The sequence below is a fragment of the Actinosynnema sp. NPDC050436 genome (assembly GCF_040655415.1).
Taxonomy (GTDB): Bacteria; Actinomycetota; Actinomycetes; order Mycobacteriales; family Pseudonocardiaceae; genus Actinosynnema.
Map to the genome: position 1 here is coordinate 100,294 of NZ_JBFAJV010000002.1, position 26,867 is coordinate 127,160.

At 71.4% G+C, this 26,867-nt stretch carries 27 protein-coding genes and 1 tRNA gene; 19 read left to right on the forward strand and 9 right to left on the reverse strand.

Annotated features, from left to right (window positions below):
- The first annotated feature begins 1,028 nt into the window (after window positions 1-1,028).
- On the forward strand, window positions 1,029-1,295 hold the full coding sequence (locus tag AB0I60_RS04660) for a hypothetical protein (RefSeq protein WP_360725854.1): 267 nt from the start codon (window positions 1,029-1,031) through the stop codon (window positions 1,293-1,295).
- 227 nt (window positions 1,296-1,522) lie between these two features.
- Here AB0I60_RS04660 and secA2 read toward each other — a convergent pair whose 3' ends face one another.
- Window positions 1,523-3,841: an accessory Sec system translocase SecA2 gene (gene secA2 / locus AB0I60_RS04665; protein ID WP_360725855.1), complete on the reverse strand. Its 2,319-nt coding sequence runs from the start codon at window positions 3,839-3,841 to the stop codon at window positions 1,523-1,525.
- Between the two features lie 429 nt (window positions 3,842-4,270).
- On the opposite strand from secA2, the gene AB0I60_RS04670 reads away from it, so the two are divergent.
- Window positions 4,271-5,224 (forward strand): sporulation protein, encoded by a 954-nt coding sequence (locus tag AB0I60_RS04670; protein ID WP_360726804.1) that lies wholly within the window; start codon window positions 4,271-4,273, stop codon window positions 5,222-5,224.
- Window positions 5,225-5,239: 15 nt separating this feature from the next.
- A complete protein-coding gene (locus tag AB0I60_RS04675; RefSeq protein ID WP_360725856.1) occupies window positions 5,240-5,512 on the forward strand; it encodes a GlsB/YeaQ/YmgE family stress response membrane protein in 273 nt (90 codons plus the stop codon).
- A 75-nt stretch (window positions 5,513-5,587) separates the two neighbouring features.
- On the opposite strand, the gene AB0I60_RS04680 is transcribed toward AB0I60_RS04675, so the two are convergent.
- The gene (locus tag AB0I60_RS04680) at window positions 5,588-6,196 is read right to left on the reverse strand and encodes a TetR/AcrR family transcriptional regulator (RefSeq protein WP_360725857.1); all 609 of its coding nucleotides are present in this window, start codon (window positions 6,194-6,196) and stop codon (window positions 5,588-5,590) included.
- A 184-nt stretch (window positions 6,197-6,380) separates the two neighbouring features.
- On the opposite strand from AB0I60_RS04680, the gene AB0I60_RS04685 reads away from it, so the two are divergent.
- The 5 genes from AB0I60_RS04685 to AB0I60_RS04705 all read left to right on the forward strand — a co-directional run bounded on the left by AB0I60_RS04685 (window position 6,381) and on the right by AB0I60_RS04705 (window position 11,257).
- Complete coding sequence (locus tag AB0I60_RS04685; RefSeq protein WP_360725858.1) at window positions 6,381-7,142, forward strand: SDR family oxidoreductase; 762 nt, start codon at window positions 6,381-6,383, stop codon at window positions 7,140-7,142.
- A gap of 188 nt (window positions 7,143-7,330) precedes the next feature.
- Window positions 7,331-8,413 carry a hypothetical protein gene (locus AB0I60_RS04690; RefSeq protein ID WP_360725859.1) on the forward strand — a complete coding sequence of 361 codons (1,083 nt, stop codon included), beginning with the start codon at window positions 7,331-7,333 and terminating at the stop codon, window positions 8,411-8,413.
- A complete protein-coding gene (locus tag AB0I60_RS04695) occupies window positions 8,410-9,834 on the forward strand; it encodes a VWA domain-containing protein (RefSeq protein WP_360725860.1) in 1,425 nt (474 codons plus the stop codon). The genes AB0I60_RS04690 and AB0I60_RS04695 overlap by 4 nt, the downstream gene beginning before the upstream one ends.
- Before the next feature lie 34 nt (window positions 9,835-9,868).
- On the forward strand, window positions 9,869-10,612 hold the full coding sequence (locus tag AB0I60_RS04700; RefSeq protein WP_360725861.1) for a hypothetical protein: 744 nt from the start codon (window positions 9,869-9,871) through the stop codon (window positions 10,610-10,612).
- A gap of 72 nt (window positions 10,613-10,684) precedes the next feature.
- Complete coding sequence (locus AB0I60_RS04705) at window positions 10,685-11,257, forward strand: TetR/AcrR family transcriptional regulator (protein ID WP_360725862.1); 573 nt, start codon at window positions 10,685-10,687, stop codon at window positions 11,255-11,257.
- 121 nt (window positions 11,258-11,378) lie between these two features.
- Here AB0I60_RS04705 and AB0I60_RS04710 read toward each other — a convergent pair whose 3' ends face one another.
- A complete protein-coding gene (locus AB0I60_RS04710) occupies window positions 11,379-11,831 on the reverse strand; it encodes a MaoC family dehydratase (RefSeq protein WP_360725863.1) in 453 nt (150 codons plus the stop codon).
- A gap of 4 nt (window positions 11,832-11,835) precedes the next feature.
- Window positions 11,836-12,609, reverse strand: coding sequence for a 3-oxoacyl-ACP reductase FabG (fabG, locus tag AB0I60_RS04715; RefSeq protein WP_360725864.1), 774 nt, complete (start codon window positions 12,607-12,609; stop codon window positions 11,836-11,838).
- Between the two features lie 112 nt (window positions 12,610-12,721).
- Between fabG and AB0I60_RS04720 the strand changes: the two genes are divergently transcribed.
- Window positions 12,722-13,504 (forward strand): SDR family NAD(P)-dependent oxidoreductase, encoded by a 783-nt coding sequence (locus AB0I60_RS04720; protein WP_360725865.1) that lies wholly within the window; start codon window positions 12,722-12,724, stop codon window positions 13,502-13,504.
- A gap of 5 nt (window positions 13,505-13,509) precedes the next feature.
- The gene (locus tag AB0I60_RS04725) at window positions 13,510-14,481 is read left to right on the forward strand and encodes a zinc-binding dehydrogenase (RefSeq protein WP_360725866.1); all 972 of its coding nucleotides are present in this window, start codon (window positions 13,510-13,512) and stop codon (window positions 14,479-14,481) included.
- Between the two features lie 43 nt (window positions 14,482-14,524).
- On the opposite strand, the gene AB0I60_RS04730 is transcribed toward AB0I60_RS04725, so the two are convergent.
- The 5 genes from AB0I60_RS04730 to AB0I60_RS04750 all read right to left on the reverse strand — a co-directional run bounded on the left by AB0I60_RS04730 (window position 14,525) and on the right by AB0I60_RS04750 (window position 18,319).
- On the reverse strand, window positions 14,525-15,019 hold the full coding sequence (locus AB0I60_RS04730) for a DUF6319 family protein (RefSeq protein WP_360725867.1): 495 nt from the start codon (window positions 15,017-15,019) through the stop codon (window positions 14,525-14,527).
- Between the two features lie 81 nt (window positions 15,020-15,100).
- On the reverse strand, window positions 15,101-15,322 hold the full coding sequence (locus tag AB0I60_RS04735; RefSeq protein WP_360725868.1) for a hypothetical protein: 222 nt from the start codon (window positions 15,320-15,322) through the stop codon (window positions 15,101-15,103).
- Window positions 15,323-15,343: 21 nt separating this feature from the next.
- Complete coding sequence (locus AB0I60_RS04740) at window positions 15,344-16,528, reverse strand: S8 family serine peptidase (RefSeq protein WP_360725869.1); 1,185 nt, start codon at window positions 16,526-16,528, stop codon at window positions 15,344-15,346.
- A 123-nt stretch (window positions 16,529-16,651) separates the two neighbouring features.
- Window positions 16,652-17,836, reverse strand: a complete 1,185-nt coding sequence (locus tag AB0I60_RS04745; protein ID WP_360725870.1) for a cation:proton antiporter — start codon at window positions 17,834-17,836, stop codon at window positions 16,652-16,654.
- 3 nt (window positions 17,837-17,839) lie between these two features.
- The gene (locus AB0I60_RS04750) at window positions 17,840-18,319 is read right to left on the reverse strand and encodes a TrkA C-terminal domain-containing protein (RefSeq protein ID WP_360725871.1); all 480 of its coding nucleotides are present in this window, start codon (window positions 18,317-18,319) and stop codon (window positions 17,840-17,842) included.
- A 19-nt stretch (window positions 18,320-18,338) separates the two neighbouring features.
- Between AB0I60_RS04750 and AB0I60_RS04755 the strand changes: the two genes are divergently transcribed.
- The 9 genes from AB0I60_RS04755 to AB0I60_RS04795 all read left to right on the forward strand — a co-directional run bounded on the left by AB0I60_RS04755 (window position 18,339) and on the right by AB0I60_RS04795 (window position 26,855).
- Complete coding sequence (locus tag AB0I60_RS04755) at window positions 18,339-19,481, forward strand: DUF1015 family protein (RefSeq protein ID WP_360725872.1); 1,143 nt, start codon at window positions 18,339-18,341, stop codon at window positions 19,479-19,481.
- Between the two features lie 114 nt (window positions 19,482-19,595).
- Complete coding sequence (gene cmk / locus AB0I60_RS04760) at window positions 19,596-20,315, forward strand: (d)CMP kinase (RefSeq protein ID WP_360725873.1); 720 nt, start codon at window positions 19,596-19,598, stop codon at window positions 20,313-20,315.
- 35 nt (window positions 20,316-20,350) lie between these two features.
- Window positions 20,351-20,965, forward strand: a complete 615-nt coding sequence (locus AB0I60_RS04765) for a lysophospholipid acyltransferase family protein (protein WP_360726806.1) — start codon at window positions 20,351-20,353, stop codon at window positions 20,963-20,965.
- Window positions 20,962-22,374: a ribosome biogenesis GTPase Der gene (gene der / locus AB0I60_RS04770; protein ID WP_360725874.1), complete on the forward strand. Its 1,413-nt coding sequence runs from the start codon at window positions 20,962-20,964 to the stop codon at window positions 22,372-22,374. The genes AB0I60_RS04765 and der overlap by 4 nt, the downstream gene beginning before the upstream one ends.
- 21 nt (window positions 22,375-22,395) lie before the next feature.
- On the forward strand, window positions 22,396-23,058 hold the full coding sequence (locus tag AB0I60_RS04775) for a response regulator transcription factor (RefSeq protein ID WP_360725875.1): 663 nt from the start codon (window positions 22,396-22,398) through the stop codon (window positions 23,056-23,058).
- On the forward strand, window positions 23,052-24,170 hold the full coding sequence (locus AB0I60_RS04780) for a histidine kinase (protein ID WP_360725876.1): 1,119 nt from the start codon (window positions 23,052-23,054) through the stop codon (window positions 24,168-24,170). Before AB0I60_RS04775 ends, AB0I60_RS04780 begins: the two co-directional genes overlap by 7 nt.
- A gap of 173 nt (window positions 24,171-24,343) precedes the next feature.
- Window positions 24,344-24,417: transfer RNA gene (locus AB0I60_RS04785), tRNA-Pro, on the forward strand.
- A gap of 412 nt (window positions 24,418-24,829) precedes the next feature.
- Window positions 24,830-25,102 (forward strand): hypothetical protein, encoded by a 273-nt coding sequence (locus tag AB0I60_RS04790; RefSeq protein WP_360725877.1) that lies wholly within the window; start codon window positions 24,830-24,832, stop codon window positions 25,100-25,102.
- Window positions 25,103-25,553: 451 nt separating this feature from the next.
- Entirely contained in the window at window positions 25,554-26,855 is a 1,302-nt protein-coding gene (locus AB0I60_RS04795) for an IS256 family transposase (protein ID WP_360725878.1), read from the forward strand.
- Window positions 26,856-26,867: the final 12 nt, after the last annotated feature.

Sequence of the window (26,867 nt, forward strand, 5' to 3'; positions counted from 1 at the left end):
GCGGTGGATTTGCAGTGTTCCCGGTCACAGGTCCGGTCGGGTCTGGTGGTGAGAGTTCCGTCGACGGCTTTCGTGTCGAAGCGGTGGTGTGCGAGGTCGAGGAGGAGGCGGGTGCCCAGGTGGAGGTGGCGACACTGGTCGGCCTGTACTCGAACCCCCAGGCACGTCATCGCCTACGCCACCGGCGAAGTCCGCCGGGAGTCCTCCACCTGCTTCCGTGCCCGATCACCCCCGCTGAGCGGGGAGAACGACGAGCTGATGGACACGGGCGCGCACGACACAGGACCACCCCCGCCTGAGCGGGGAGAGCAGAGGTGCCCGCAACTTTCGGGACGGAGTGGAAGGATCACCCCCGCGTGCGCGGGGAGAACACTTTCGACCTGGGAGTGTGCTGTGGCACGCCCTCGATTTCATTCGGTTCGACCTGGCATCGGGGCGCGGGCTGCGGCAAGCTGATCGACATTTCCGAGGCACAGGCAGTCACATCTTGGCAGAACCACCAGGCCGGGCCAAGGCGCGCTAGCCGGCAGGCGCAACCATGCCGCGCGGTTCTCGCCCTGGTGCGAAGGAGACACATGCGCCTCGGATACCGTGCTGCATCAGCCAAGGGCGCTTGGCGCGGACTTGCTCGATGCAGATGTCGAGCGCCGAAAGGGCTCCACAGATGTGAGTGGTGCTCAGGTTGCTTCGGGTCTTGGGATCATCCTGGTAGGGACCGTTTCGAGCTACCGCCGTGCGGGCGACCCCGGTCACCGTGGGTCGCAGCGAGTCGAAACCTCTGCTTCACCGTTTCGGGGCACGGCCAAATGGTCGATTCCGGTGGTGCACTTCGGTCACGTCGCAGCGCAGGGCAGGTATGTGCCTGGGGGTGTTCCGTTGCGCCCTTGCGGTTCCGGCGCACGGTCAGGGGCTTGAGTCGCACGATGGGGGCGTTTCGACCGGGTGCGTTCGGGTAGCTGGGATGACCCAGTGAAGTTCGCACTACCAGGTGATTTACGTTCACCCGGCGTGAGGTGAACGCTTCCGGGGTGACTGAGCAACGGCGCTCTACGCCTCACGAACGGGAATCGGACCTGATCCGGCGCATCCAGAACCTGGCACGCCGCGCCGAACGCACCGCGTTCAACCACTCGAACCTGGTGGGTCCGCCCCCGTCCCAGGAACACCTGGACATCCTCGCGGAGATCCGCGCCCTCACCGAGCAGGCGGTGGCGGCGAGACTTGCCAGACCCGCCACCGTGCCCCGCCAGGCCGACTCCGTGGAGTCCGTGCCGTTGAGCGCTCCCGCCTTTTGAGCCGCCCCACCGGGGGCCGCCCCGGGCCCCGGGCAGCCGCACGCGTGCGCGGCTGCCCCGGAGAGCGACCGGCAGGCGTGCCGCCCGGCGACACCCGACGCCGGCCCGGAGCAGCACCGGTCCGACGCCAGGCCGACACCACCGGTTCGGAGCCAGGAGAACCGCCGGTCCGACGCCAAGCAGCCAGGTCACCAGTCCGACGCCGAGCCCGGGATCGCCGAGACCCCTTAGCGGCGGCGGACCAGTTTCACCAAGCCCTTGAAGGTCTCTTCCAGGCCCGAGGAGAACGGGTTGTCGTTGACCAGGTAGGTCCACGTCGTGTTCGGGCGCTGCACGCCCGCCTCCGCCAGGTGCGCGCCCTCCGCGTCGATCTCCACCTTGGCGAACGTCTCCTCCGCCTCGTCCCACGCGTCCGGCACGATCCGGTGGTACGCCGGGATCGCCTCGCGGTGGAACTCGTCCAGCGGGTTCTGCCGGGCCAGCGCCCGCAGGTGGATGCCCTCGCGCAGGTCCGTCAGGAACGTCAGGTGGTCGCTCCACCGCTGGTCGAGGTGGTGCAGCGCGATCAGCCGGGCCGCGCCCACCAGCACGTCGCGGTCGAGGTCGGCGAGTTCCTCGGCGCGCTCGGGCTTGCGCGCCGCCAGCTCCTCCCACGCCTTGTCGGTGGTCAGCAGCTCGTCGCGGTACTCCAGCATCAACGTCCGCTGGTGCTCGATCAGCTTGTTGTAGCGCCAGGTGTTGCGGTGGATCTCCAGGTGCACGCCCTCGGCCACGCGCTGCCCGTGCTCGACGGTGTGCAGCGTGCCGGTGTCGACCACCCGGCCGTCCTCCTCGACCTCGGCGGGCTCGTCGTGGTCGGGCACGTACTGCGCCACCAGGTCGTCCTGCAACGAGGAGAAGAACACCGAGCCGCCGGGGTCGCCCTGGCGGCCCGCCCGGCCGCGCAGCTGGTCGTCCAGCCGGGACGACGGGTGCCGGCCGGTGCCGATCACGTACAGGCCGCCCAGCTCGGAGATCCGCTCGTGGTCGGTCGAGTCGTGGCCGCCCAGCCGGATGTCGGTGCCGCGACCGGCCATCTGGGTCGACACGGTGATCCGCTCGAACGAACCCGCGTCGGCGATGATCGACGCCTCCTCGGCGTCGTTCTTCGCGTTGAGGACCACGCACTCCAGGCCGGCTTCGGCGAGCTTGCGGGACAGCCGCTCGGACTCGGCCACGTCGAGCGTGCCGACCAGGATCGGCCGCCCGGTCTCGTGGACGGTCTTGATCTCCTGGACGATGGCGGCTTCCTTCAGCTCCAGCGTCGTGTAGAGCCGGGGTGCCTCGTCCTCCCGCACGCACTCCACGTTGGCCGGGATGACCAGCACTTCGAGCTGGTAGAAGTCGCGGAGCTGCTCGGCCACGGCGACCGCCGTGCCGGTCATGCCGCACACCGTCGGGTAGCGGCTGAGCAGCGCCTGGACGGTGATGGAGTCGAGCACCTCGCCGGAGTCGGTGGTGGCCACCGCCTCCTTGGCCTCGACGGCGGCCTGGAGGCCGTCCGGCCAGCGCTGGAGCTTGGCGATCCGGCCCCGGGTGTCGTTGATCAGGTGGACCTTGCCGTCGCGCACGATGTAGTCGACGTCGCGGTGCAGCAGGACCTGGGCGTGCAGCGCCACGTTGACCTTGCTCAGCGTGGTCGACACGTGCTCGTCGGAGTACAGGTCGATGCCGCCGAGGGCGCGTTCGACCAGCTCGGAGCCGGCACCGGTGAGGTAGACGTTGCGCTCCTCGTCGTCGACCTCGAAGTGCAGGTCGCGGCGCAGCCGCTTGACCAGGTCGGCCAGCGCCGGGTCGACGGCGGGGCCTGCGGTGGAGCCGGCCAGCACCAGCGGCACGCGGGCCTCGTCCACCAGCACCGAGTCGGCCTCGTCCACCAGGGCGACGCGCGGCGCGGGCACGATCCGGTCGGCCTCGTCGGTGGCGAGCCGGTCGCGCAGCACGTCGAAACCCAGCTCGGACACCGAGGCGTAGGTGACCTCGGCCTCGTAGGCGGTGCGGCGCTCCTCGGGCTTGCTGCTCTGGCTGACCCAGCCGACGGACACGCCGAGCAGCTCGTAGAGCGGACCCATCCACTCGGCGTCGCGCTGGGCGAGGTAGTCGTTGACCGACACCACGTGCACGTGGTCGCCGCGCAGCGCGAACCCGGCGGCGGCGATCGCGCCGGACAGGGTCTTGCCCTCACCGGTGGCCATCTCCACGACGTGGCCTTCGAGCAGGCCGAGCGCGCCGAGGACCTGCACGTCGAACGGCCGCAGCCCGAGTGCCCGGTCGGCGGCCTCGCGCCCCAGGGCGCAGACCTCGACCAGTTCGGGGCGTCCGAACCCGGACCTCTCCCGCAGCTTCGCCGCCGCCTCGGTCAGCTCCGCGTCGCTGAGCGCGCTCACGCGGTCCGCCTGCTCGTTCACCTCGGCGAGCAGCTTGCGGTACGGCGTGAGGTCGGCGGAGCCGGGCTTCTGCGCGAACCGGCGCAGCCGCTGCTTGAACCGTCCCAGGAGAGTGGTCACGGCACCGCAACGTACGGCACGTCGGCAACGTTCCGCACGTCACCCGATTGACATTTCACGGTGGACGGTAGGAGCGGCGTGTTCGTGCACGGCGTGCAAGGCGGGTTCGGACGCTGATCGGAGGCTTCGCGAGGCGGTTCGAGCGTTCCGGGGGCGGTCGAGGCCGGTTTCGGTGGTCGCTGGTGTTTGTAGGGGTGTCGCGGGGGTCTCGGGGTTGCAGGAGGTCCGTGGGCGGGGTGCGGGGGAGTGTTCGTGACGGAGCGTGGGGCGGTCGTGGGAGCGCTTGCGCCGGTAGGGTGTGATGGCCATCACATAAAGTGGGTTGTGCTTAGCGTTGGCCCACGTGGAACCGATGCCCGGGGTGAGGCGTCTTCTGGGCTAATCCACCCAGGACCTGATCCGGACAGTCCCACCAGGAGGACCACCGTGGTGTTCAAGAGGATGTTGCGCGCGTTCGGAGTCGGCGGTCCGTCCGTGGACACGGTGCTGACCAACCCCAACGTGCGTCCCGGCGAGCTGCTCACCGGCGAGGTGCGCATCGCCGGCGGCGACCACCCCGCCGACATCGACGAGGTCAAGCTGTCGCTGGTGACCAGGGTCGAGGTGGAGAGCGGCGACAACGAGCACAACCGCACCGTCGAGTTCGCCCGCGTCGTCGTCGGCCGGCGCATCCAGGTCGGCCCCGGCCAGCACCTCGCGCTGCCGTTCCAGTTCCCGGTGCCGCTGGAGACCCCGCTGACCGTCGTGCACGGCACCCCGCTGCACGGCATGACCATGGGCCTGCGGACCGAGCTGGAGGTGCGCGGCGCGGTCGACCCGGGCGACCTCGACCCGGTCGCCGTGCACCCGGTGCGCTCCCAGGAGCACGTGCTCGGCGCGTTCGGCGCGCTGGGCTTCCGGTTCACCCGCGCGGACAACGAGCAGGGCCGCATCCACGGCGTGCCGCAGCAGCTCCCGTTCTACCAGGAGATCGAGTTCCTGCCGCCGCAGCAGTTCCTGAGCAAGATCAGCCAGGTCGAGCTGACGTTCGTCACCGACCCGCACCACCTGTACGTCGTGCTGGAGGCCGACCGCCGGGGTGGCCTGTTCCGGCAGGGCGGCGACACGTTCGGGCATTTCGCCATGTCGCACGATGAGGTGATCCGCACGGACTGGGCCGGGGTCCTGCACCAGTGGATGGACCAGGTCGCCGGCAGGCGATCTTCGCACGGCCACGGCGTGCACGGGATGCCCGGGATGCACCACGGGGGCCACCACGGCGGTCACCACGGTGGGGGAATCGGGGCCGGCGGCATCGTCGCAGGGGCTGCGGCCGGCGTGTTCGGTGGGATGATTGTCGGTGAGGCCCTCGACGAGGTCGGGGACTTCTTCGAAGGCGACTAACCCGCAGGAGGCATCGTGGGCATCGGCGGCGTCATCAGCGCTCTTATCGTGGGTCTCATCATCGGGTTCCTCGGCAAGCTCGTGGCCCCGGGCAAGCAGTCCATCCCCGTCTGGCTGACCATCGTGGTCGGCATCGTGGCTGCTTTCCTGGGCACGTTCGTGGCCCGGGCGCTCGGTGTCGACGACACCCCCGGCATCGACTGGATCGAGATCATCGTCCAGGTGGCGATCGCCGCTGTCGGGGTCAGCCTCGTGGCCGGTTTCTGGGGCAAGAGGCAAGCCCACTAGGTGTGCGCGCGGAGGGCCTCCCGGCTCGGTCGGGGGGCCCTCCGGCGTTCGCGGGGTGTGGCGGCTCGTGGGCGGTCAGGCCCCGAGCATCCGGAGCACGAGGTCGGCGTACAGGCTGCCGATGTCGGCGGGTGTGCGGTGGCCGGCGGGCTGGTACCAGCGGGCCACGTCGATGCACAGCGAGAGGACGGCCAGCGTCGCCCCGCGCGTGTCCGGGACGTGGAACGCGCCGGAGGCCACGCCGTCCTCGATCATCTCCCGGACGGCGGTTTCGGTGCGCCTGCGCAGCACGACCACCTCGGCGAGGTGCTCAGGGGTCAGCGCGCCCAGCTCGTACTGCACGACGCGGGCCGTCGTGTGGTGCTCGGCGTGCCAGGAGGCGAACGCCGTGACGGCGGCGGCCGTCCGCGCTACCGGGTCCGGGCCGGTGGCGGAGGTCAGCACGTCGAGCGCGGTGGTGTGGCCGATCCGGGAGATCTGGAACAGCAGGTCTTCCTTGGACCGGTAGTGGATGTAGACGGCGGCGGGGCTCATCCCGGCCTGCGCGGCGATGTCCCGGGTCGTGGTGGCGTGGTAGCCCCGCCCGGCGAACGCGGCGGCGGCGGCGATGAGCATCCGGCGGGCGGCCGGTGGGGTGATGTCGCTCCACGCCCGGTCGAGCAGGTCGAACTCGTGGGCGGTCATCGGGCCTCCTTGACAGCGGCGCTCAGCCTAACGGAGGCTGAGCGTGCGCTTAGGGCTAAGCAACTGCTTAGTATGACGATTCGATGCGGCTTCGGCGCATCGCTCGGCACGGCGCGGGTGGTTGAGATCGCTGCGGTGCGATGAGGCGTTCGGCGGGCCGCGGGGTCCACTGTGGAGGTTAAGAATGGGGATCCTGGACAGGTTCCGGTTGGACGGGAAGGTCGCGATCGTCACCGGCGCGTCGTCCGGGCTCGGCGTGGCGTTCGCCAAGGGGCTGGCCGAGGCCGGGGCGGACGTGGTGCTCGCGGCGCGTCGGGTCGACCGGCTGGCGGAGACGGCGGCGTTGGTCGAGGGTGCGGGGCGGCGCGCGCTGGTCGTGCGGGCGGACGTGACCCGGCCGGAGGACTGCCGCGAGGTGGCGCGGGCCGCCGCCGGGTTCGGCGCGGTCGGCGTGCTGGTGAACAACGCCGGGGTGGCGTCGGCGGTGCCGGCGTCGCGGGAGACGCCGGAGCAGTTCCGGGCCGTGCTGGACGTGAACCTCAACGGGGCCTTCCTGATGGCGCAGGCCGCTGCGGCGGTGATGACCGGGGGCGGCTCGATCATCACCGTGTCCAGCGTGCTCGGGCTGGTGTCGGGCGGGCTGCCGCAGGCCGCCTACTCGGCGTCCAAGGCCGGGGTGCTGGGCCTGACCCGGGACCTGGCGCAGCAGTGGACCGGCCGCAAGGGCATCCGGGTGAACGCCCTGGCACCGGGCTACTTCGCCTCCGAGATGACCGACCAGTACCCGGAGGGGTACCTGGACGCGCACATCGCGCGGCTGCCGATGGGGCGGATGGGCGACCCGGAGGAGCTGGCGGCGGCGGTGGTGTTCCTCGCCTCGGACGCGGGCGGGTACGTGACCGGTGCGACGGTCGTGGTCGATGGTGGGGCGACGGTGGGCGGTTGACGTCCTGCCGGGCTGACCGCCGGCGCATGGCGGGGAGTTTGTAACCGGATGGCGACCGGGTGCGACATACCCTGAGGGAGAACCTCTCATCCGGGGGAATCGTGGCCGAAGAGCCTGGTTTCAGGGTTGTCGAACCGTCTCGTTCCGTATTCCGCCGCAAACGCTTCCTGCTGCCGTTCGGGATCTCGGTGGTGGTCGCGCTGGCGGGCGCGATCGCGCTGTTCGCGTCCGGCACGGTGGCGCTGCCCGCGCAGGAGGTCCTGGTCGTGCGGGGGATGATCGGGTCCAAGCGCGACTTCTTCCAGGACCCCGAGGTGAAGCGCCTGCTTATGGCGCACCGCATCCAGGTGCAGATGACCCCGGTGGGGTCGCGCGAGCTGGTCAACCGCGACGACCTGGACGACTACGACTTCGTGTTCCCGTCCGGGCAGTCGATGGTGGAAGTCGTCTACGAGCGGCGCAAGAACAAGTCCACCAACCCGTACCGGCCGTTCTTCACGCCGATCGTGCTGGCCACCTACGCCGACTACGCGCGGGCGCTGCGCGATGCCGGCGTGGTGCGCGAGCAGGGGGACGGTGACGGGCTCTACTACGACCTGTCGGTGCCCGCGCTGATCAAGGTCATGCAGCAGGGCAGGTTCTGGTCGGACCTGGGCACGGGCAACAACAACAGGGTCATCACGCAGATCCCGGACCCGTGCCGCACCTACTCCGGCGCGACCTACGTGGGGATGCTGGCGTTCGCGCTCAACGACAACCACCCGCCGACGGACGACGAGGCGGCGGTCCGGCTGGCCCGCGAGATCAAACCGCTGCTCGACGTCGAGGGGCAGCACGGCGACGACCACGCGCCCAAGTACCTGGCACCGGACGGGCGCACGTTCGGGACCGTCGTGGTGATCTACGAGCACCAGTTCCTGGCGCACCAGCTCGCGGTCGTGGAGCGGACCGGGCAGCCGGACCGCACCCGCGCCCTGCTGTACCCGGAGGCGCAGCACGAGACCGCGCCGGAGCTGCTGGCGTTCACGCCGGCCGGCAACCGGTTGGGGCACTTGATCTCCGAGGAGCCCGCGCTGCGCCGGCGTGCGCTCGAACTCGGCTTCCGGGTGCTCGGCCCGAGCGGCGAGACGTCGGACTACGGCGCCCTGTCGGAACACCTGCGGGCGCGGGGCCTGCCCACGCCGACCAGCGGGATCGGTGACACCGAGACGTGGCTGCCCAACCGGAAGCTGCTGGAGAGGATGATCCTCGAAGTCGGTGGCTGCGCGTGAGGGCGGTCCTGGCACTGGTGCTGGTGCTGGTCGCCGGGTGCACGTCCGCGCCGCAGCCGGTGACGCTGACCGTGCTCGCCGGGGCGGAGCTGGCCGACCTGGGGCCGGTGCTGGACGAGCTGCGGCGCGACACCGGCGTGGACCTGAGGCTGGACCACCGGGGCACGATCGAGGCCGGCGAGGAGATCCGCCGCGGTGCCCGGCACGACCTGGCCTGGCTGTCCACCAGCCGGTACCTGCGGCTGGCGGGCACGGCGGTCCCGGTCGCCACGAGCGTGATGCTGTCGCCGGTGGTGGTCGGCGTGAAACCCGGGCGGCTCAAGGAGAACTCGCCGTCCTGGGCGTCGATCGCGTCGGTGGCCGGCCTCGGCGGGCTGAGGTACCTGATGGCCGACCCGAAGGTCGCGGGCAGCGGCTTGGCGGCGTTGATCGGCGTGGCGACGGCCGCAGCGGGCACGGGGGCGGCGCTGCGGCCCGAGGACGTGCGGTGCGACAAGGTGCAGGGGTTCCTGGTCGGGCGCGAGGCCGTGGCGGCGGCCGAAGACCTCGCCGACGAGTACGTGCGGCAGCAGGACCAGCTCGACGCGGTGCTCACCTACGAGTCGACGGTGTTGTCCCTCAACGCTTCCGGTCGGATCCGGGAACCGCTGGAAGTCGTCTACCCGCGTGACGGGATCGTGCTGGCGGACTACCCGGTGATGTTGCTGAAACCGGAGAAGCGGGCCGTCTACGACCGGGCGGTGGCCTGGATGACGGGCGAGCGCGGGCAGCGGGCGTTGATGAAGACGTTCCGCAGGCCGGTCGACCCGGCGGTCGAGCGGACCGGGCCGCTGCGGGCGGAACTGGGGACCTCGCTGTACTTCCCGGGTTCCCAACAGGTCGTCGACGCGTTGCTGGCCGCGTACGACCGGGCCGGGAAGCCCGGCCGGGTGGTGTACGTGCTGGACTACTCGACCTCCATGGCGGGGCCGAGGATCGACGGCCTGCGCGACGCGTTCGCGCGGTTGACCGGCTTCGAGGGGTTCCGGGTCGGGGAGTCGGTGACCGTGGTGCGGTTCGCCGGTTCGGTGCTGGCGGCCGACACGGTCGAGGTGCGCGGAGCCTCGGACGTCGCTGCCCTGCAAGCGTTGCTGGGCGGTGAGCTAGAGGACGGGACTGCGGTGTGGTCGGCCCTGGACGTGGCCTACCGGCAGGCCGGCGACGGTGCGGTCGTGGTGATGACGGACGGGGAGAACAACGCGGGGATGGGCGTGGAGGAGCTGCTGGCCGCGTGGCCGCGCCCCGCCCGGACGTACGCGGTGCGGTTCGGGTCGGCCGATCCGCAGGAGTTGGGACGGGTGGCGGGTGCCTCGGGTGGTCGGCTGATCGACGCCGAAGCCGGGTCGTTGGCGGCGGCGGTGCGGGAAGTGCGGGGCTGCTGAGTTGCCGGTGGGGTAGAGGGAGGGCACCGAAGTGGTGGACCGCGCGTTGTGGTGGTCTGTGTGGTGGCCGTGGGCGGTCGTGTGGGTGGTGACGGTGCTCGCGGTGGTGGTGGCGGTGGTGGCGCTGGTCCTGGCCTGGCGGGCACGCCACCGGTTCGCGCCCGTGCGCGAGGTGCCCGGTTTGACGTTGTACCTCAACGCGAAGAGCGTCATGGACCTGTACCAGGTGGGCGGCTTCGGCGACGCGCTGGTCAAGGAGGTCACGCACCGGGTGGGCGTGACCAAGGACGGCAAGGTGGCCATCCCCGGGCTGCCGGACCTGGCGGCGGGCGTGGCGTACGGGCGGGAGGTGGTCAAGACCTACCTGGAGCGGTCCGAGCCGATCAGCGTGGTGGGCGTGCTGCTGGACGCCCTGGAGGCTGCGGGGAGCCTGGTGCACGTCGACCTGACCGACCAGACGGTGGTGCGCAGCCCGGCGCTGGAGCGCAGCCCGGCGCCTGGTGGTGGGGCGCAGGGGGATGCGGTGGCGTTGCGCAAGCTCAAGGCGTACGTGTTGCTCAAGGGCGAGTTCTCGATCGAGGAGGAGAAGGACGGCGTGACGGTCCTGCTGGCCGACGTCGGGGCGGACGGCGTGCGGGTGCGGGTGGAGTGCCTGGCGTCCGGACTGGACGACGCGCTGCCGGAGGGGCTGTTCGACGCGGTGTGCCTGGGGCGGGTGCAGGCGTGGCGGGCCGAGGCGAAGGAACTGGTCGTCCGGCCGATCGCCGTGTTCCAGTGAGGTGCCGGTGGCGGGGCGTCGTCCGAGTTCTGAGTTCTGAAGGGTGGGGGCGGGGCGTTTAAGCTGCCCGGCATGGGCACAGTGCCGGAGCGGCTGATCGGGGCCGCCACCAGGTTGTTCGCCGACAAGGGCTTCGACCGGGTGGCGGTGCAGGAGATCGTCGACCTCGCGGGCGTCACCAAAGGGGCGATGTACCACTACTTCGGGTCGAAGGACGACCTGCTGCACGAGATCTACGGCAGCCTCCTGCGGGTGCAGACCGAGCGGCTGGAGCTGATCGCCGCCGGGGACGGGGCGGTGGCCGACCGCCTGCACGCGGCGGCGGTGGACGTGGTGGTGACGTCCGTCGAGAACTTCGACCAGGCGAAGGTGTACTTCCGCTCGGCCGACCAGTTGGCCGAGTCGCAGCGGCTGGCCATGCGGCTGGAACGCCGGAAGTACCACGAGCGCTTCCGCTCGCTGGTGGAGGAGGGCCAGGACGCCGGGGTCTTCCGCGACACCGTGCCCGCCGACCTGACCGTCCACTACTTCTTCGGGGCGGTGCACCACCTGGGCTCCTGGTACCGGGAGAGTGGGACGTTGTCGGCCGAGGAAGTCGGACGGCATTACGCGGACCTGTTGTTGGGGTCGTTGCGGGATCAGTGAAAAGCGTCCTCGCCGGACGGGCGAGCCGCCAAGGATGACGGAAGTGCGGGCCACACGGGGATGACACGACTGCGGTGGCGCGCGGATGACGGGGGCGGGGTGTGATGTGGGGGTGTTGGTGTCAGGGGATGTAAAGGACGACGGTTTCTGCTACGCAGGCGGGTTTGTGATGGCCCTCGATCTCCACGGTCACCTTGATCACCGCTTGTTTGCCCGGTGGCAGGTCGGTGAGTTCGACCAGTTCCGCTCCCGCTCGCAGGCGTGATCCCACGGTCACCGGAGTGGGGAAGCGGACTTTGTTCAGGCCGTAGTTCACGCCCATCTTCAGGTTTTCCACCGCGTAGACGTCGCGGACCAGCTTGGGGATCAGGGACAGGGTCAGGTAGCCGTGGGCCACCGGGGCTTTGAAGGGGCCCGCCTTCGCCTTCTCGACGTCCACGTGGATCCACTGGTGGTCGTCCGTGGCTTCGGCGAAGAGGTCGATCTCGTGTTGGGTGATCTCGTGCCAGGTGCCGTGACCCAGGTGTTCGCCCTTGGCCTCGCCCAGGGCGTCCAGGGTGGGGAAGGTCCTCATGGAGTCAGTCCTTCGGTCCGCCGGCCACGTAGACGACCTGGCCGGAGACGAAACCCGCGCCTTCGCTCACCAGGAACGACGCGGTGTGGGCGATGTCCTCCGGGGTGCCGACCCGGCCGACCGGGATCGTGAGGGCCGCCGCCTTCTTGAAGTCCTCGAAGTCCGCGCCCACGCGCGCTGCGGTGGCTGCGGTCATGTCGGTGGCGATGAAGCCGGGGGCGATGGCGTTGGCGGTGATGCCGAACTTGCCCAGTTCGATGGCCAGGGTCTTGGTGAGGCCCTGGATACCGGCTTTCGCGGCGGAGTAGTTGGCCTGGCCCCGGTTGCCCAGGGCGCTGATGCTCGACAGGTTGACGATCCGGCCCCACCGGGCCTCGACCTGGAACCGCTGGACCGCGCGGCTCATCAGGAACGTGCCTTTGAGGTGCACGCCCAGCACGGCGTCCCAGTCGTCCTCGGTCATCTTGAACAGCAGGTTGTCGCGCAGGATGCCGGCGTTGTTCACCAGCACGGTGGGGGCTCCCAGCTCGTCCGCGACCCGCTGCACGGCCCGGTCCACGGCGGTGCCGTCGCTCACGTCCACGCCCACGGCCAGGGCTGTGCCGCCGGCGGCGGTGATCTTGGCGGCGGGTTCCGCGCAGCGGTCCTCGTCCAGGTCCAGCAGCGCCACGGCCAGGCCGTCCTGGGCGAGTCTCGTCGCCACGGCCGCGCCGATGCCTCGTGCGGCGCCGGTGACGATTGCCACGCGTGCTTCCGGTCCGGGCACGTCGACCTCCATCGTGTGGGCTAAGCAAGCGCTTAGGCGACTACCGGCGAAGCTACCGGGCCGGTCCGCTTGACGCCAGGGGTGGGGGCCGTGACCATACCGACTGGTCGGACGGGGAGGGCTGGTGGAGTTCTCGGGCAAGGTCGCCCTGGTCACCGGGGGTGCCAACGGGATCGGGGTCGGGGTCGCGCGGAAGTTGGCGTCGTCGGGGGCCGCTGTCGTCGTCGCGGACGTGGACGAGGCCGGCGGGGCTGCGGTCGCGACGGAGGTGGGCGGGCTCTTCGTCGCCTGCGACGTGCGCGATCCCTCGGCGAGCACGGCGGCGGTGGCCGCCTGCGTGTCGTCGTTCGGTCGCTTGGACGTCGTCGTGCTCAACGCCGGTGTTGCGACGGGGTTCGGGCTCGGGGACGACTTCGACGTCGAGCGCTACCGGAGCGTCATGGGGGTCAACCTCGACGGCGTGGTGTTCGGCATCCACGCGGCGCTGCCGGAGTTGGTGAAGAGCGGCGGGCAGGTCGTGGTCACGGCGAGCATGGCCGGGTTGATGGCGATGCCGCTCGATCCCTTGTACGGGGCCAACAAAGCCGCCGTGGTCGCGTTGGTGCGGGCGTTGGGGCCGGTGCTGGGCGCGGACGGCGTGGCGGTCAACGCGGTGTGCCCCGGGTTCGCGGACACGGCGATCATCGCGGGGTTCAAGGCGTTCCTGGAGACCGCCGGGATGCCGGTCCTGAGCGTGGACGACGTGGTGGAGGCGTACCTCGCCGTGTTGCGCAGCGGGGAGACCGGGCAGTGCTGGTACGTCCAGGCGGGCCGGCCCAGCGAACCCTTCCGGTTCCCCACCCCGCCCGGTCCGCGCGCCGCCGACGGTGGGCGCGTCATCCTGCACGATCCGTCCCAGGAAGGCTGAAACCGTTGCGTGCCATACAGATCACCCAATTCGGCGGGCCCGAGGTGCTGCACGGGGCCACGGTGCCCGATCCCGTACCCGGTGACGGGGAGCTGCTGGTGCACGTCAGCCGCGCGGGGGTGAACTACGCGGACACGCACCAGGTGGAGAACTCGTACCTGGCGGGCATGGAGTTGCCGTTGGTGCCTGGCGGGGAAGTCGTGGGGTGGGTCGAGGACGACGGCGGGAGGCGCCGGGTCGTCGGGCTCACGGCTTCCGGTGCGGGCGGGTACGCGGAGAAGGCGGTGGTGGCGGCCGGGACCGCGTTCGACGTGCCGGACGGCATCGACGACCTGACCGCGCTGAGCGTCGTCGTGCAGGGCACCACGGCGTGGTTGTTGCTGCGCAAGAGCGTGCACCTGGAACCCGGCGAGAGCGTGGTCGTCCACGCCGGTGCCGGCGGGGTCGGGTCGATCGCCGTCCAGCTGGCCAAGCGGTGGGGTGCCGGGCGGGTCATCGCCACGGCGTCCTCCGAGCGGAAGCGCGCCCTGGCCTTGGAGCTGGGGGCCGACGTGGTGGTCGACTCGCGGTCCGCCGACCTGACGGCGGCCCTGCGGGAGGCCAACGACGGGCGGCCGGTCGACGTCGTGCTGGACATGGTCGGGGGTGCGGTGACCGACCAGGGCATCGCGGCGCTGGCACCGTTCGGCCGGCTCGCCTTCTACGGCGTGGCCGGGCGGGAGGAGCCCGCCGCCGTCGAACCGGCCCGGCTGCTGTCGCACTCGACCGCCGTCGTCGGCATGTGGCTGCCGCACGCCTTCCGGCTGCCGGGCCGGGTGGTGCACCGGGCGGTGGGTGAGCTGTTCGACCTCGTGCTCGCCGGTGACCTGCGGGTCGTCGCCGGGGGCGAGTACGGGCTGTCCGAGGCGCGCCGGGCGCACGTCGACCTGCGGTCGCGGCGCACCACCGGCAAGCTGGTGCTGGACCCGTCGCGGTGACGGGGGAGGGGCCGCCCCTTCGAAGTGGGCGGCCCCGGCCTCGTCAGTCCTCGCTCAGCTCGGCGAGCGCGGCCTTCACCTTGGCCAGCTCGGCTTCCAGCTCCTCCATGCGGGTGCGGTGCTGGGAGCGGGCGGCCTCGATGACCTCCTCGATGCCGCCGGCGATGTCCTCGTGCAGCTCCTTGGCCGCCTTGGACACGGCTGCGGCCGAGATCGACAGGCCCTGCACGACCCGCTTGGTGCCGTGCACCAGGTCGGCCTGCCACTCGCCGTCGGCCGTGCCGGTGACGGTGAGCGTCAGCTCCACCGTGCGGGTCTTCTTGGCCGTGCTCTTGGCGGCCCGGGGCTTCGCGGGCTTGGCCGCCGGGGTCGCTTCCTCCTGCTTCGGGGGTGCGGCAGGGGCTGCTTCGTCCTGCTGCACGGGCTCGGCGGGCGCCACGGCGTCCACCTGGTCTTCCTGCTCCACGAGCGTGTCCGCCTGCACGTTCTCGTTTCCTCTCTGCGCTTCCGGCTCGACCCGGCCGTGATCATAGAACACGTGTTCGATGGTGGGTCGATTGCCCCGCCCAGCGTAGGGCGTGCCGGGCGGGGGAGCGCCGGCGGTCGGCCGTCCGGGGTGTCAGACCGGTGGCGGCAGCCGCACCGCGCGCTGCCGCTCCACGGCGGCGACGCCGGGCACGTCCCGGAGCTTCCCGATCGCCTCCGGGGCGACCGATCCGGTGACCACGCCCAGCGCCTCCAGCACGTCGTCCACGTCGAGGCCCGCCTCCCGCAGCGCCGCGACCACCGAGCCCAGCCGGGAGAGGCTGTCGTCGGCGACCGAGACCACGACTTCGTCCACGGGCGCCTCCGGCGGTCGGTGTCAGGGAGCCTGCACCAATCCTGCACCCAAGTCCGTGGAAGGCAAGCCCAACCGGCGCGCGGACTGCATCAGCCGCGCCCACAGCTCCCAGCCCCGGGCGTTGTACCGCTGCGCCATGAGCGCCGCGACCCCCGCCACGTGCGGGGTCGCCATGCTGGTGCCCTGGATGCGCTTGTGCCGGGTGTCCTCGCTCTTCCCGTTCCAGCTGGAGTACACGTTCACCCCCGGCGCGACCACGTCGACCTGCCCGACGGTGTCGACCGTGCCGCAGGAGAAGAACGCGATGGCGCGCTGGTCGTCGACCGCGCCCACGGACAGGATCGACGGGCAGTTCGCCGGGTGGCCGACCGGGGCGACCGCGCCCGGCCGCCTGCTCTCGTTGCCCGCAGCCGCGACGATGAGCGTGTTCTTGCCCAACGCGCGCTGGGCGGCCTGCTCGAAGATCTGCGAGTACGGCGTGCCCGGCCGGACCGCCGCGCCCAGCGACATCGAGACGACGGCGCACCCGTTGGCGACGGCCCACGCGATGCCGTTCAGGATCCCGCCGTCGGAACCGAATCCGGCGTTGGACAGCACCTTGCCCGCGTAGATCTCGGCCTCGTGCGCGACGCCGAAACCGGGTCCCCTGGCGGGTTTGCGGGGTCCGGCGGCGGTGCCGATGCAGTGCGTGCCGTGGCCGTGCGCGTCGTCCACCGCCTCGCCGGCGATGAACGAGTTGGTGAGCACGGTCCGCCCGGTGAAGTCCGGGTGGTCGACGGTGAAGCCGGTGTCCAGCACGGCCAGCCGGACGCCCGCGCCGCTCGCGGAGCTCAGCGTCGCGCCGATCGCCTGCAGGCCCCAGGTGAACACGCTCTCGTCCACCAGGGTGGAGCAGGTCTCCTGCGGCGCGGGCGCGGTCAGCGCCCGCACCACCCGCTCCGGCTCGACCACCGCGATCGGGCCGGGTTCGTCGGCGGCGCGGGCCAACCGCGTCACCTGCTCGGGCGCGGCGTTGACCACGGCCACGCCGAGCTCCTGGAAGATGATCCCGTCGGCAGCGGCGAGGTCCTCCGGCGTGACGGATTCGACGGTGCTGGCGGCGGAGATGCCGGCGACGCGGTTCATCTCGCGCGCGCCGGCCGCCACCGCGTTGTCCTCCAGCAGCACGAGGTAGCGGCCGGTGGTGGTGTTGGTGTCCTCGGGCATGACGACCCCCTTCGGGGTTGGGCGGCAGTCAAGTGCAACCCCGGTGACCGGTCGGGTTCAAGCGGCCGAACGTGGGGTGGTTGCGTCATGTCCGAGGTCGTGCGCCGCCGCTCCGATACCGGATCAGGCCGTGGCGGGCCGAGCGTCACGCTTTCGGCCTACCAAGCGGGCCAACGGTTCCACCACCCGGGCGGCGACCGGGCCCAGCACGGCCATCAGCAGCACGTAGGCCGTCGCCAGCGCCGCCAGCTCGCCGTCCACCGCGCCGGAGGCCACGGTGAGGCTGGCGATGACGATGGAGAACTCGCCGCGCGCCACCAGGGCCGCGCCCGCGCGGGCCCGGCCGAGCTTGCCGATGCCCTGCCGCTGCGCGGCCCACCAGCCGGTGGCGACCTTGGTCAGCGTGGTCACCACGGCCAGCGCCACGGCCAGCCCCAGCACCGGCGGGATCGAGCGCGGGTCGGTGTTCAACCCGAACACCACGAAGAACATCGCCGCGAACAGGTCCCGCAGCGGTTCCAGCATCCGGGTGGCGTTCTCCGCCGTGGATCCGGAGATCGCGATGCCGAGCAGGAACGCGCCCACCGCCGCCGACACCTGGAGCTGCGAGGCAACCCCGGCCACCAGCAGCGCCGAGCCGAGCACCTTGAGCAGGAACACCTCGGGGTCGGGGCTGTCCACCACGGCCGAGACGTACTTGCCGAACTTGAGCGCGATCACCAGCACCACGGTGATCGCCAGCAGCGAGACGCCGACCGCCGTCAGCCCGCCGACGAAGCTCACGCCCGCCAGCACGGCGGTCAGGATCGGCAGGTACACCGCCATCGCCAGGTCCTCGAACACCAGCACCGACAGCACCACCGGGGTCTCCCGGTTGCCCAGCCGGCCCAGGTCGCCGAGCACCTTGGCGATGATCCCCGAGGAGGAGATGTAGGTGACGCCCGCCATCGCCAGCGCGCCCACCGGTCCCCAGCCCAGGACGAGCGCGGCGATCGCGCCCGGTGCGGCGTTGAGCACGATGTCCACGACACCGGCCATCCACGACCGCTTGAGACCGGTCATCAGCTCGGCCGCCGAGTACTCCAGGCCGAGCAGGAGCAGCAGCAGGATGACGCCGATCTCGCTGGAGATGTGCGAGAAGTCCTCGATGCCGTGCAACGGGATCAGCCCGCCCTGCCCGAAGGCCAGGCCGCCGATCAGGTAGAGCGGGATCGGCGAGATGCCGATCCGCCAGGCCACCTTCCCCAGCAAGCCCAGGCCGAAGAAGACCGCGCCGAGTTGGACCAGTGCGATCGCTGTGTCGTGCAACGCTCAGCCGTCCAGGATGTCGGCTGTCTTGGCCAGCCCGTCGACGGTGCCCACCACGACCACCAGGTCGCCGCCCGCGAACAGGAAGTCCGGCCGGGGCGACGGGTGCACCGCGCCCGAGCGCACCACGGCCACGATCGAGGCTCCGGTGCGGGTGCGCAGCTCGGTCTCGCCCAGCGTGCGGCCGTCGAAGGTCGAGCCCGGCACGATCGGGAACTGCTTGGTGGAGATGCCCGCCACGTCGCGGTGCTGGTCCTCCAGGTGCGCCACGAGCTGCGGGGCGCCCAGCAGGCCGGCCAGCGTGCCCGCCTCGACCGGTGTCAGCGGTATCGACGCCGAGCAGTTGTCGGGGTCGTCCTTGCTGGAGACGATCAGCTCGAACTTCCCGTCGCGGTAGGTGATCACCCCGATCCTGCGGCCGGCTCGGATCATGAAGTCCTGTCGGGTGCCGATTCCCGGCAAGGGCGTGACCTCGACGTTCATGCCAACCATCATAATCGGCATGACTGTTCGGGTGCGGGCCGTGCGCGGCGGCTGGGTGGTCCGGGACCGGGTGCCGGGTCCGGACGTGGACGAGTTCGCCGAGCCCGAGCGGGTGGTGGCGGCGCTGGCCGCCGCGCGCGGCGAGACCCTGCTGGCGGTGCAGCACCCGCACCGCACCCCGTCGGCGCTGGCCGCCGGGCTCCGCCTGCTCGACGCGTTACCGCAGGCCAGGAGCACTCTGGCGCACCTGCGGCGGACCGCGTACCGGCAGGTCTCAGACGTGGTCGCGCCCTACCGGGTGGACGGACCGGACGGCACCGCGTACGGGCTGCTGTGCCTGGCCGACCCCTCCGCCGTCGGGCACACCGAGGAGGTCTACCCCGACGTCGTCGCCGAGCGCGCCGGCGTCCTGGCCGGGCTGGGCTGCGTGACCAGCGCCGCACTGCTGGTGCCGGTGCCCGGCGACGGGCAGCGGGGTGCCGAAGTCGTGCCCGAGCGCTCGGAGCTGACCCGGCTGGTCGCCGAGGTCGACTCCGCGCCCGCCGTGTCCGTGGTCGACCCGGGCGGCCGGCGGCACTGGCTGTGGCTGGTCGGGCCCGGTCACCACCAGGACGCCCTGCTGGCCGCCGCCGGCGCGCACCCGCTGATGGTCGCCGACGGCAACCACCGGGTCGCGGCGGCGGCAGCCGCCGGCCTGACCGGGCTGCTCGCGCTCGTCACGGCCGGGCCGGACCTGCGCGTCGGGCCGATCCACCGGGCCCTGGTCGGCACCGGGCTCGGCCTGGACGACCTGGCGGCGGCGTGGCGCGGGATCGGCCTCGACGTGACCGCGACCGACCCGTCCACCCGGCCGTCACCGGGCGTGGTGGTCGCGGTGGCCGGCGCGCGGGCGCTGCGCGTCGGGCTGCCGCCGTCCGGGCTCGACCACGCCGTCGTGGAGTCGCACCTGCTGGAGAAGGCCCTCGGCCTGGACCCGGAGAGCCCGCACGTGCGCCCCGTCACCAACGGCGTGCCGCTGGACGTCGAGGCGTTGCTGCTGATCGCACCCGTGCCGGTCGCGGACGTGCTCGCGGTGCACGCGTCCGGCGGCCGGATGCCCCGTAAAAGCACCTACTTCACCCCCAAGCCGCGCAGCGGTCTCCTGCTGGCCGACCTCGACTGACCCGGGCCCGCGCACGGCTCACCGCCCCCGACCCGGGCCGATTCGGGTGTGACGGTTCACACCAGGCACAATAGGAGGTTGACGACAGGGCACGCGTGCGAGGAGGAAAACCCGGTGGGACACGGTGAGCTGCGTGGCGTGGTGGCCCTCGACGGGCCGTCCGGCACCGGCAAGTCCTCCGCCGCGCGCAGGCTGGCGGCGACGCTGGGCGCGCGGTACCTGGACACGGGCGCGATGTACCGCGCGGTGGCGCTCGCGGTGCTGCGCGCGGGCGTGGACCCGGCCGACGCCGCGCGCGTCGCCGAGGTCGCCCGCGCCACCCGCCTCGACCAGGGCGACGACCCGGAGCGGTCGACCACGGTGGTCGACGGCGTGGACGTCGGCGCGGAGATCCGGGGCCCCGAGGTGACCCTCGCGGTGTCCCCGGTGTCGGCCGTGCCCGAGGTGCGCGAACTGCTCGTCGCCCGGCAGCGCGAGATCATCGACGCCGCGCTGGGCAGCGCCGGCGGCATCGTGGTCGAGGGCCGCGACATCGGCACGGTGGTCGTGCCCGACGCCGGCCTGAAGGTCTACCTGACCGCCGACGCGCAGGCCCGCGCCCAGCGGCGGACCAAGCAGGACAACGCGTCCGGCCGCACGTCCACAGTGGACGCGACGCTGGCCGACGTGCAGCGGCGCGACACCTACGACTCGACCCGCGCGGTCTCCCCGCTGCGGCCCGCCGACGACGCCGTGGAGCTGGACACCACCTCCCTAGACCTGGCCGGCGTGCTGGCGGCCCTGGTCGAGCTGGTGGAGCAGCGCGGGCTGCGGGTCGCGGCGGTGACCGGGTGAACGAGGACCTGCCCGAGAGCACCTGGCCCTGGCTGATGGACCTCGGCCGGCTGATCGGCCGCTACCCGGTCGCCAAGTCGTTCCGGGTGCGCCTGGCCGACCAGGCAGGCATCCCGAGGACCGGGCCGGTGGTCCTCGTCGCCAACCACAGCTCGATGGTCGACGGGCCCATCCTGTTCGGGGTCCTGCCCCGGCGGGTGGTGTTCCTGATCAAGCAGGAGATGTTCCGGGGCCTCGCCGGGCGCGGGCTGCGGCGGATCGGCCAGCTCGCCGTCCGCCGGGGCGTGCCCGACCGCGCGCCGCTGCTCGCCGCCCAGCAGGTGCTGCGCGGCGGCGGCGTCGTGGGGGTCTTCCCCGAGGGCACCCGGGGCTCCGGGGACGTGGCGCAGGCCCAGCAGGGCGCGGCGTGGCTGGCCCGCTCGACCGGCGCCCTCGTGGTGCCCGTCGCGTGCCGGGGCACCCGGCGCCCCGAGGGCTCCGGCCGGAGGTTCCGACCCGTGGTGGACGTGCTCGTGGGCACGCCGTTCGAGCTGCCCGCCGACAAGGGTCGGCAGGCGCTGGAGAAGGCGACCGAGCAGGTCCGCGACCGCTTGGCCACGCTGGTGGCCGAGCTCGACAGCAGGCGAAGCGTGAGCGGAGAAGCAGGATGACGGACTTGGACGGCACCTGGGCGGACGAGTCCGAGTGGTCGGCGTTCGACGGTGACGGCACCGACGGCGAGGACGGGGGCGGCGTCGTGCCGCAGCCCGTGCTGGCCGTCGTCGGCCGGCCGAACGTCGGCAAGTCGACGCTGGTCAACCGGATCATCGGCCGCCGCGAAGCGGTCGTGCAGGACGTGCCCGGCGTGACCCGCGACCGGGTCGCGTACGACGCGCTGTGGAACGGCCGCAAGTTCACCGTGGTCGACACCGGCGGCTGGGAACCCGACGCCACCGGCATGATGGCCTCCGTCGCGGCGCAGGCCGAACTGGCCATGAGCACCGCCGACGCGATCGTGTTCGTGGTCGACTCGACGGTCGGCGCGACCACCACCGACGAGGCCGCCGTGAAGGTGCTCCGGCGCTCCAAGCGCCCGGTGATCCTGGTCGCCAACAAGGTCGACGACGAGCGGCTGATGGGCGAGGTGGCCATGCTGTGGTCCCTCGGCCTGGGCGAGCCCGTCCCGGTCAGCGGCCTGCACGGGCGCGGCTCCGGCGACCTGCTGGACAAGATCCTGGACGCGCTGCCCGAGACGCCGCGCGACACGTTCGGCGCGAACGCGGGCGGCCCCCGCCGGGTCGCGCTGGTCGGCCGGCCCAACGTCGGCAAGTCGTCGCTGCTCAACCGCCTCACCGGCGAGGAGCGCTCGGTGGTCGACGCGGTCGCCGGCACCACCGTCGACCCGGTCGACTCGCTGGTCGAGCTGGACGACGAGGTGTGGCGGTTCGTGGACACCGCCGGCCTGCGCAAGCGGGTGAACTTCGCGTCCGGCGCGGAGTACTACGCATCGCTGCGCACCAAGGCCGCGATCGAGTCCGCCGAGGTCGCCATCGTGCTGCTGGACGCGTCCGAGCCGATCAGCGAGCAGGACCTGCGGGTGCTCACCATGGCCGTCGACTCCGGCCGCGCGGTCGTGCTCGCGTTCAACAAGTGGGACCTCGTGGACGAGGACCGCCGCTACGCGATGGTGCGCGAGCTGGAACGCGGCCTCGTGCGCGTGCCGTGGGCCGAGCGGGTGAACATCTCCGCGCTGACCGGCCGGGCCGTGCGCAAGCTCGCCCCCGCCCTGCGCACCGCGCTGAACTCGTGGGACACCCGGGTGCCCACCGGACGGTTGAACTCGTGGCTGGGCGACCTGATCGCCGCCACCCCGCCGCCGGTGCGCAGCGGCAAGCAGCCCAAGGTGCTGTTCGCCACCCAGGCGGGCACCCGGCCGCCCACGTTCGTGCTGTTCACGACCGGTTTCCTGGAGGCCGGCTACCGCCGCTACATCGAGCGCAAGCTGCGCGAGGAGTTCGGCTTCGAGGGCAGCCCGGTGCGCATCTCGGTGCGGGTGCGGGAGAAGAAGCCGAAGAGGTGACGTGTTGCCCCGGGCGGCCGAATGGGGTTGCCTGACGACGTGCCGGTGCGATTGGTCCTCGCGGACGACGAGGCGCTGCTGCGACGGGGGCTGCGGGTGCTGCTCGAAGCCGACGGCCGGGTGCAGGTGGTCGGCGAGGCGGCGGACGGCGCGGCCCTGCTCGACGCCGTGCGGCGGTACCGGCCCGACGTGGCGCTGGTCGACGTGCAGATGCCCGGCATGGACGGCCTGGCCGCGCTGCGCGCCCTGCTGGCGTGGACGAACCCGCCGGCCGTGGCCGTGCTCACCACGTTCGACCTGGACGACTACGTGGCGACGGCGCTGGAGCTCGGCGCCCAGGGCTTCCTGCTCAAGGACGCCGAGCCGGAAGCCCTGACCCGCGCCGTCGTGGACCTGGCGGCGGGTGGGGCGGTCCTCGACCCGAGGATCACCGCCCGCCTGCTGCCCCGCTTCCGCACCGCCGGCAGGTTCCGGCAGAACCCGCAGCTCCACGCGCTCAGCGCGCGGGAGAAGCAGGTGCTGGCGCTGCTGGCGAACGGCCAGTCCAACCACGCGATCGCCACGAGCCTCGGGTTGAGCGAGGCGACCGTGAAGAGCTACGTGTCGACGGTGCTGACCAAGCTGGGCGTCGAGAACCGGGTGCAGGCGGCGCTGGTGGCCCACCAGGTGGGCGGTGCGTGGTGATCGTCGTGGAGCTGCTGGCCGTCGTGGTGCCCGCCGCGATGGTGCTCCTGGCGGACGGCGGCCCGCACCCGTGGTCCATCCCCGCCGCCCTGGTCGCCTGCGCCCTCCTGCCCCTGCGCCACTGGCACCCGTGGCTCGCGGTCGTGGCCTGCCTCCCGGCCCTGGCGGGCGGCCTGGGCTGGCCCCCCGCCGTCGTGGCCCTGTACCGCGTCGGTCGCAAGTCGCCACCGTTGGTGATGATGCTGTGCGTAGCGGCGACCACGACCTTGCCGGCGACGTTAGTGGTGGTGGACCAGCAGTTGAGGGTGGGCTCGATCCTGCTGACGTACGCGTTCAGCCTGTTCATGTCGGGAGCCCCAGCGGCCCTCGGGGCGCTGATCGCCACCCGGGAGAAGCTGACGGAAAGCCTCGCGGCGGTGTCCCGGGCGAGGGAAGCGGAACTGGAGGCGAGGGAGACCAGCGCCCGTGCGTCGGAGCGCGCGCTGATCGCCCGTGAGATCCACGACGCCGTGGGCCACCACGCCACCCTGATAGCCGTCGAGTCGGCGGCCTTGGCGGCGACCACGGACGATCCGGAGACCAAGGAAACCGCCAAACGCTTGCGCGCACTGGCAAAAGAGGCACTGGCCGAGATGCGAGCAGCCCTCGGCCTGCTGGCCGCAGAACCCAACCAAGGCCACGACGACATCCCCCAACTGGTGGACCGCGCGACAGCGGCCGGCTTGACCATAACCCTGGATGCGGACCTACCGGTCGCCCTGCCGGCGTCGGTGAGCCGAGCGGCGTTCCGGATCGTCCAGGAGGCACTGACCAACGTGACGAAACACGCGCCCGGCACACCGGTCCAGGTGCGACTGTCCCAACGCGACGGGACGCTGAAGATCGTCGTGGACAACGGCGTCCCCACCACCCGCCCCACCCCGCCGGACTCGGGAGGAACGGGCCTGCACGGCCTGTCGGAACGCGTGGCGCTGGTAGGGGGGAGGCTCACGACGACGGAGCGCACTGACGGGAGCTGGACGCTGGAAGCCGACCTACCGACCGGTCCGTCGAAAGTTGACAGAGATGACTCGACTTTCGGCGGTAGTGCACGAACCGCGACGAACGCATAGTGACAAGGCGTCGATCCGGGGGAACGGCAGTCGACCGAGGGGAACCGGAAGCCCGTCCCAGACGGGCTTCCGCCCCAGGTCAGACCCCATCGATCGACAACACGGGGGGCCGTGTCGGGGGCCCGTTGTCGGGTGCGCTAAGCTATCCGCGCACCCCGACAACGGGATGCGGCCGGGACGTGGCGCAGTTTGGTAGCGCACTTGACTGGGGGTCAAGGGGTCGCAGGTTCAAATCCTGTCGTCCCGACGGTCTGAGGAAGCCCGCTGGATCGGCGCGATAAGCGCAGGTCAGCGGGCTTTTTCGTGCGCTCGTACCGATCTTGGAATCGGTCACGGGACGGTTACGAAACGATCTTCGTGGGTGCTGTGAAGGAGCGGATAAGGAGCGACTCGCTCCTTATTTTTTGCCAACGCCAAGTGGGGTCGCCACCCGAACGGGTGGTTCTGCCGAATCTGCCCCGACCTGGCCCGATCTGCGCGGACCGACGTGAACCGACGCGAACCGGGAGGCTCGTTGAGGGTGTACTGGTCGACGATGCGGCGTCGAGCAGGCGGCGCTGCGGTCGGTCGCCGAGTCCGACCAGGTGGTCGGTGACGGCTCCAGCGGAAGCGCGGATCGGTTCCGCCGGGACGAGTCCGACGGTGTGCACAGTGCTCGGGTGGCGGCGCTGGAGACCGAGGTCGACCCGGATGCCGTCGTCGACCGCGAAGGAGTGGAGGTTGTCGGCACGGAGTACTCCGCGCCGGAGATCGACGAGCGGTGGCGCGGGTTGACGGTCTGGCCGGACTTCGCCGCGTTGTTCTCCGAGCGCGGCTGTGGCGGAGAGGACTGTAAGAGGTGTGCGGCGGCGATGCTGACGCTGCAGACGCGAACCTCATCCTGTGCAGGTTCGTCTCCTGGGCGGAGTGCCAAAGGATGGGAAGGGGGCTGACCTGGGGATTTGTTCCGGCAGCTTGGTTGTGGAGGCGCGCTTCGCGCTGGAGCGGCCGGATGTGTCAGGAGGCGGCGGAGGGTAGGTCTTGACCCGCTCGGCAGGACCAGTCGTTACAGACAGGCCTTCGCTTCGCTGTGAACGTCCGCTTCAGCGGATGCGGGAGACAGGAGCCGCGTCATCAGGCATGGGTTGGCGTGCCTGGAAAACCTTGAAGGGTGCCGAAGGGCTGGCGGCATCCTTGCTGGTCGGAATTTGTCGGTGGTGTGCGTCAGACTGATGGTGTCGGCGTGGCCCATGAACGGGAGTGGACGGTTGGACGAGGCAGAGATCGCCAGGTATCTCGAGCTGGGTCGGGAGAACGCTCGGATCATGGACCTGGCTGCGAATCACTGCCAGCACGGGGACTGTAAAACGAGTGGTGTAACTCCTGATCAAGGATACGCACCTGATGACCGAGATGATGTCCGACGTGGAGAACGCTGAGGACGCCAAGCCCGAGACCGCCCTGGACGGCCTGGACGGCCTGGACGAGCAGTTGGTCGACCGGTTGGTCAGCCGGGCCCGGGCCGGTGGCCTGAAGCTCACCGGCGAGGGCGGGGTGCTCCAGCTTCTGACCAAGCGGCTGCTGGAGTCCGCCCTGGAGGGCGAGATCACCGACCACCTGGGCTACGACAAGCACGACCCCGCTGGCCGGGGCACGGGCAACTCGCGCAACGGCACCTGCTCCAAGACCGTGCTCACCGACGTGGGACCGGTGGAGATCGACGTGCCGCGCGACCGCAACGCCGAGTTCGAACCGCGGATCGTGGCCAAGCGGCAGAAGCGGCTCACCGGCGTGGACGAGATGGTCATCTCGCTGTTCGCCAAGGGCCTGACCACCGGTGAGATCTCCGCGCACCTGGCCGAGGTCCACGGCGCCGAGGTGTCGCGGCAGACGATCTCCACGATCACCGACAAGGTCGTGGAAGGCATGGTCGAGTGGCAGAACCGGCCGCTGGACCCGGTCTATCCGGTGGTGTTCATCGACGCCATCCACGTGAAAATCCGTGATGGCCAGGTGGCCGACCGGCCGATCTGCATGGCGATGGCCGTGACCTGCGAGGGCCACCGCGACATCCTCGGGATCTGGGCCGGGGACGGCGGCGAGGGCGCCAAGTACTGGCTGCACGTGCTCACCGAGCTGCGCAACCGCGGCGTCGCCGACGTGCTGATGCTGGTCTGCGACGGGCTGACCGGCCTGCCCGACGCGGTCACCACGGTCTGGCCGCGCACGATCGTGCAGACCTGCATCGTCCACCTGCTGCGCAACAGCTTCCGCTACGCCGGCCGCCAGCACTGGGCCACCATCGCCAAGGCCCTCGAACCCGTCTACACCGCCCCCGCCGAGGCCTCCGCCGAGGAGCGGTTCGCCGAGTTCACCGACGTCTGGGGCAACCGCTGTCCGGCCATCGTCCGGCTCTGGGACAACGCCTGGGCCGAGTTCGTGCCCTTCCTCGCCTTCTACGTCGAGATCCGGCGGGTGATCTGCTCGACCAACGCCATCGAGAGCGTCAACGCCCGCATCCGCCGCGCGGTCAAGGCCCGCGGCCACTTCCCCAACGACCAGGCCGCGCTCAAATGCGTCTACCTCGCGGTGATGAGCCTGGACCCGACCGGCACCGGACGCAAACGCTGGATGATGCGCTGGAAGCCCGCCCTGAACGCCTTCGAGATCGCCTTCGACGGCCGCCTAACCGCCGGACGCAAGTAACCCTCTTCAACC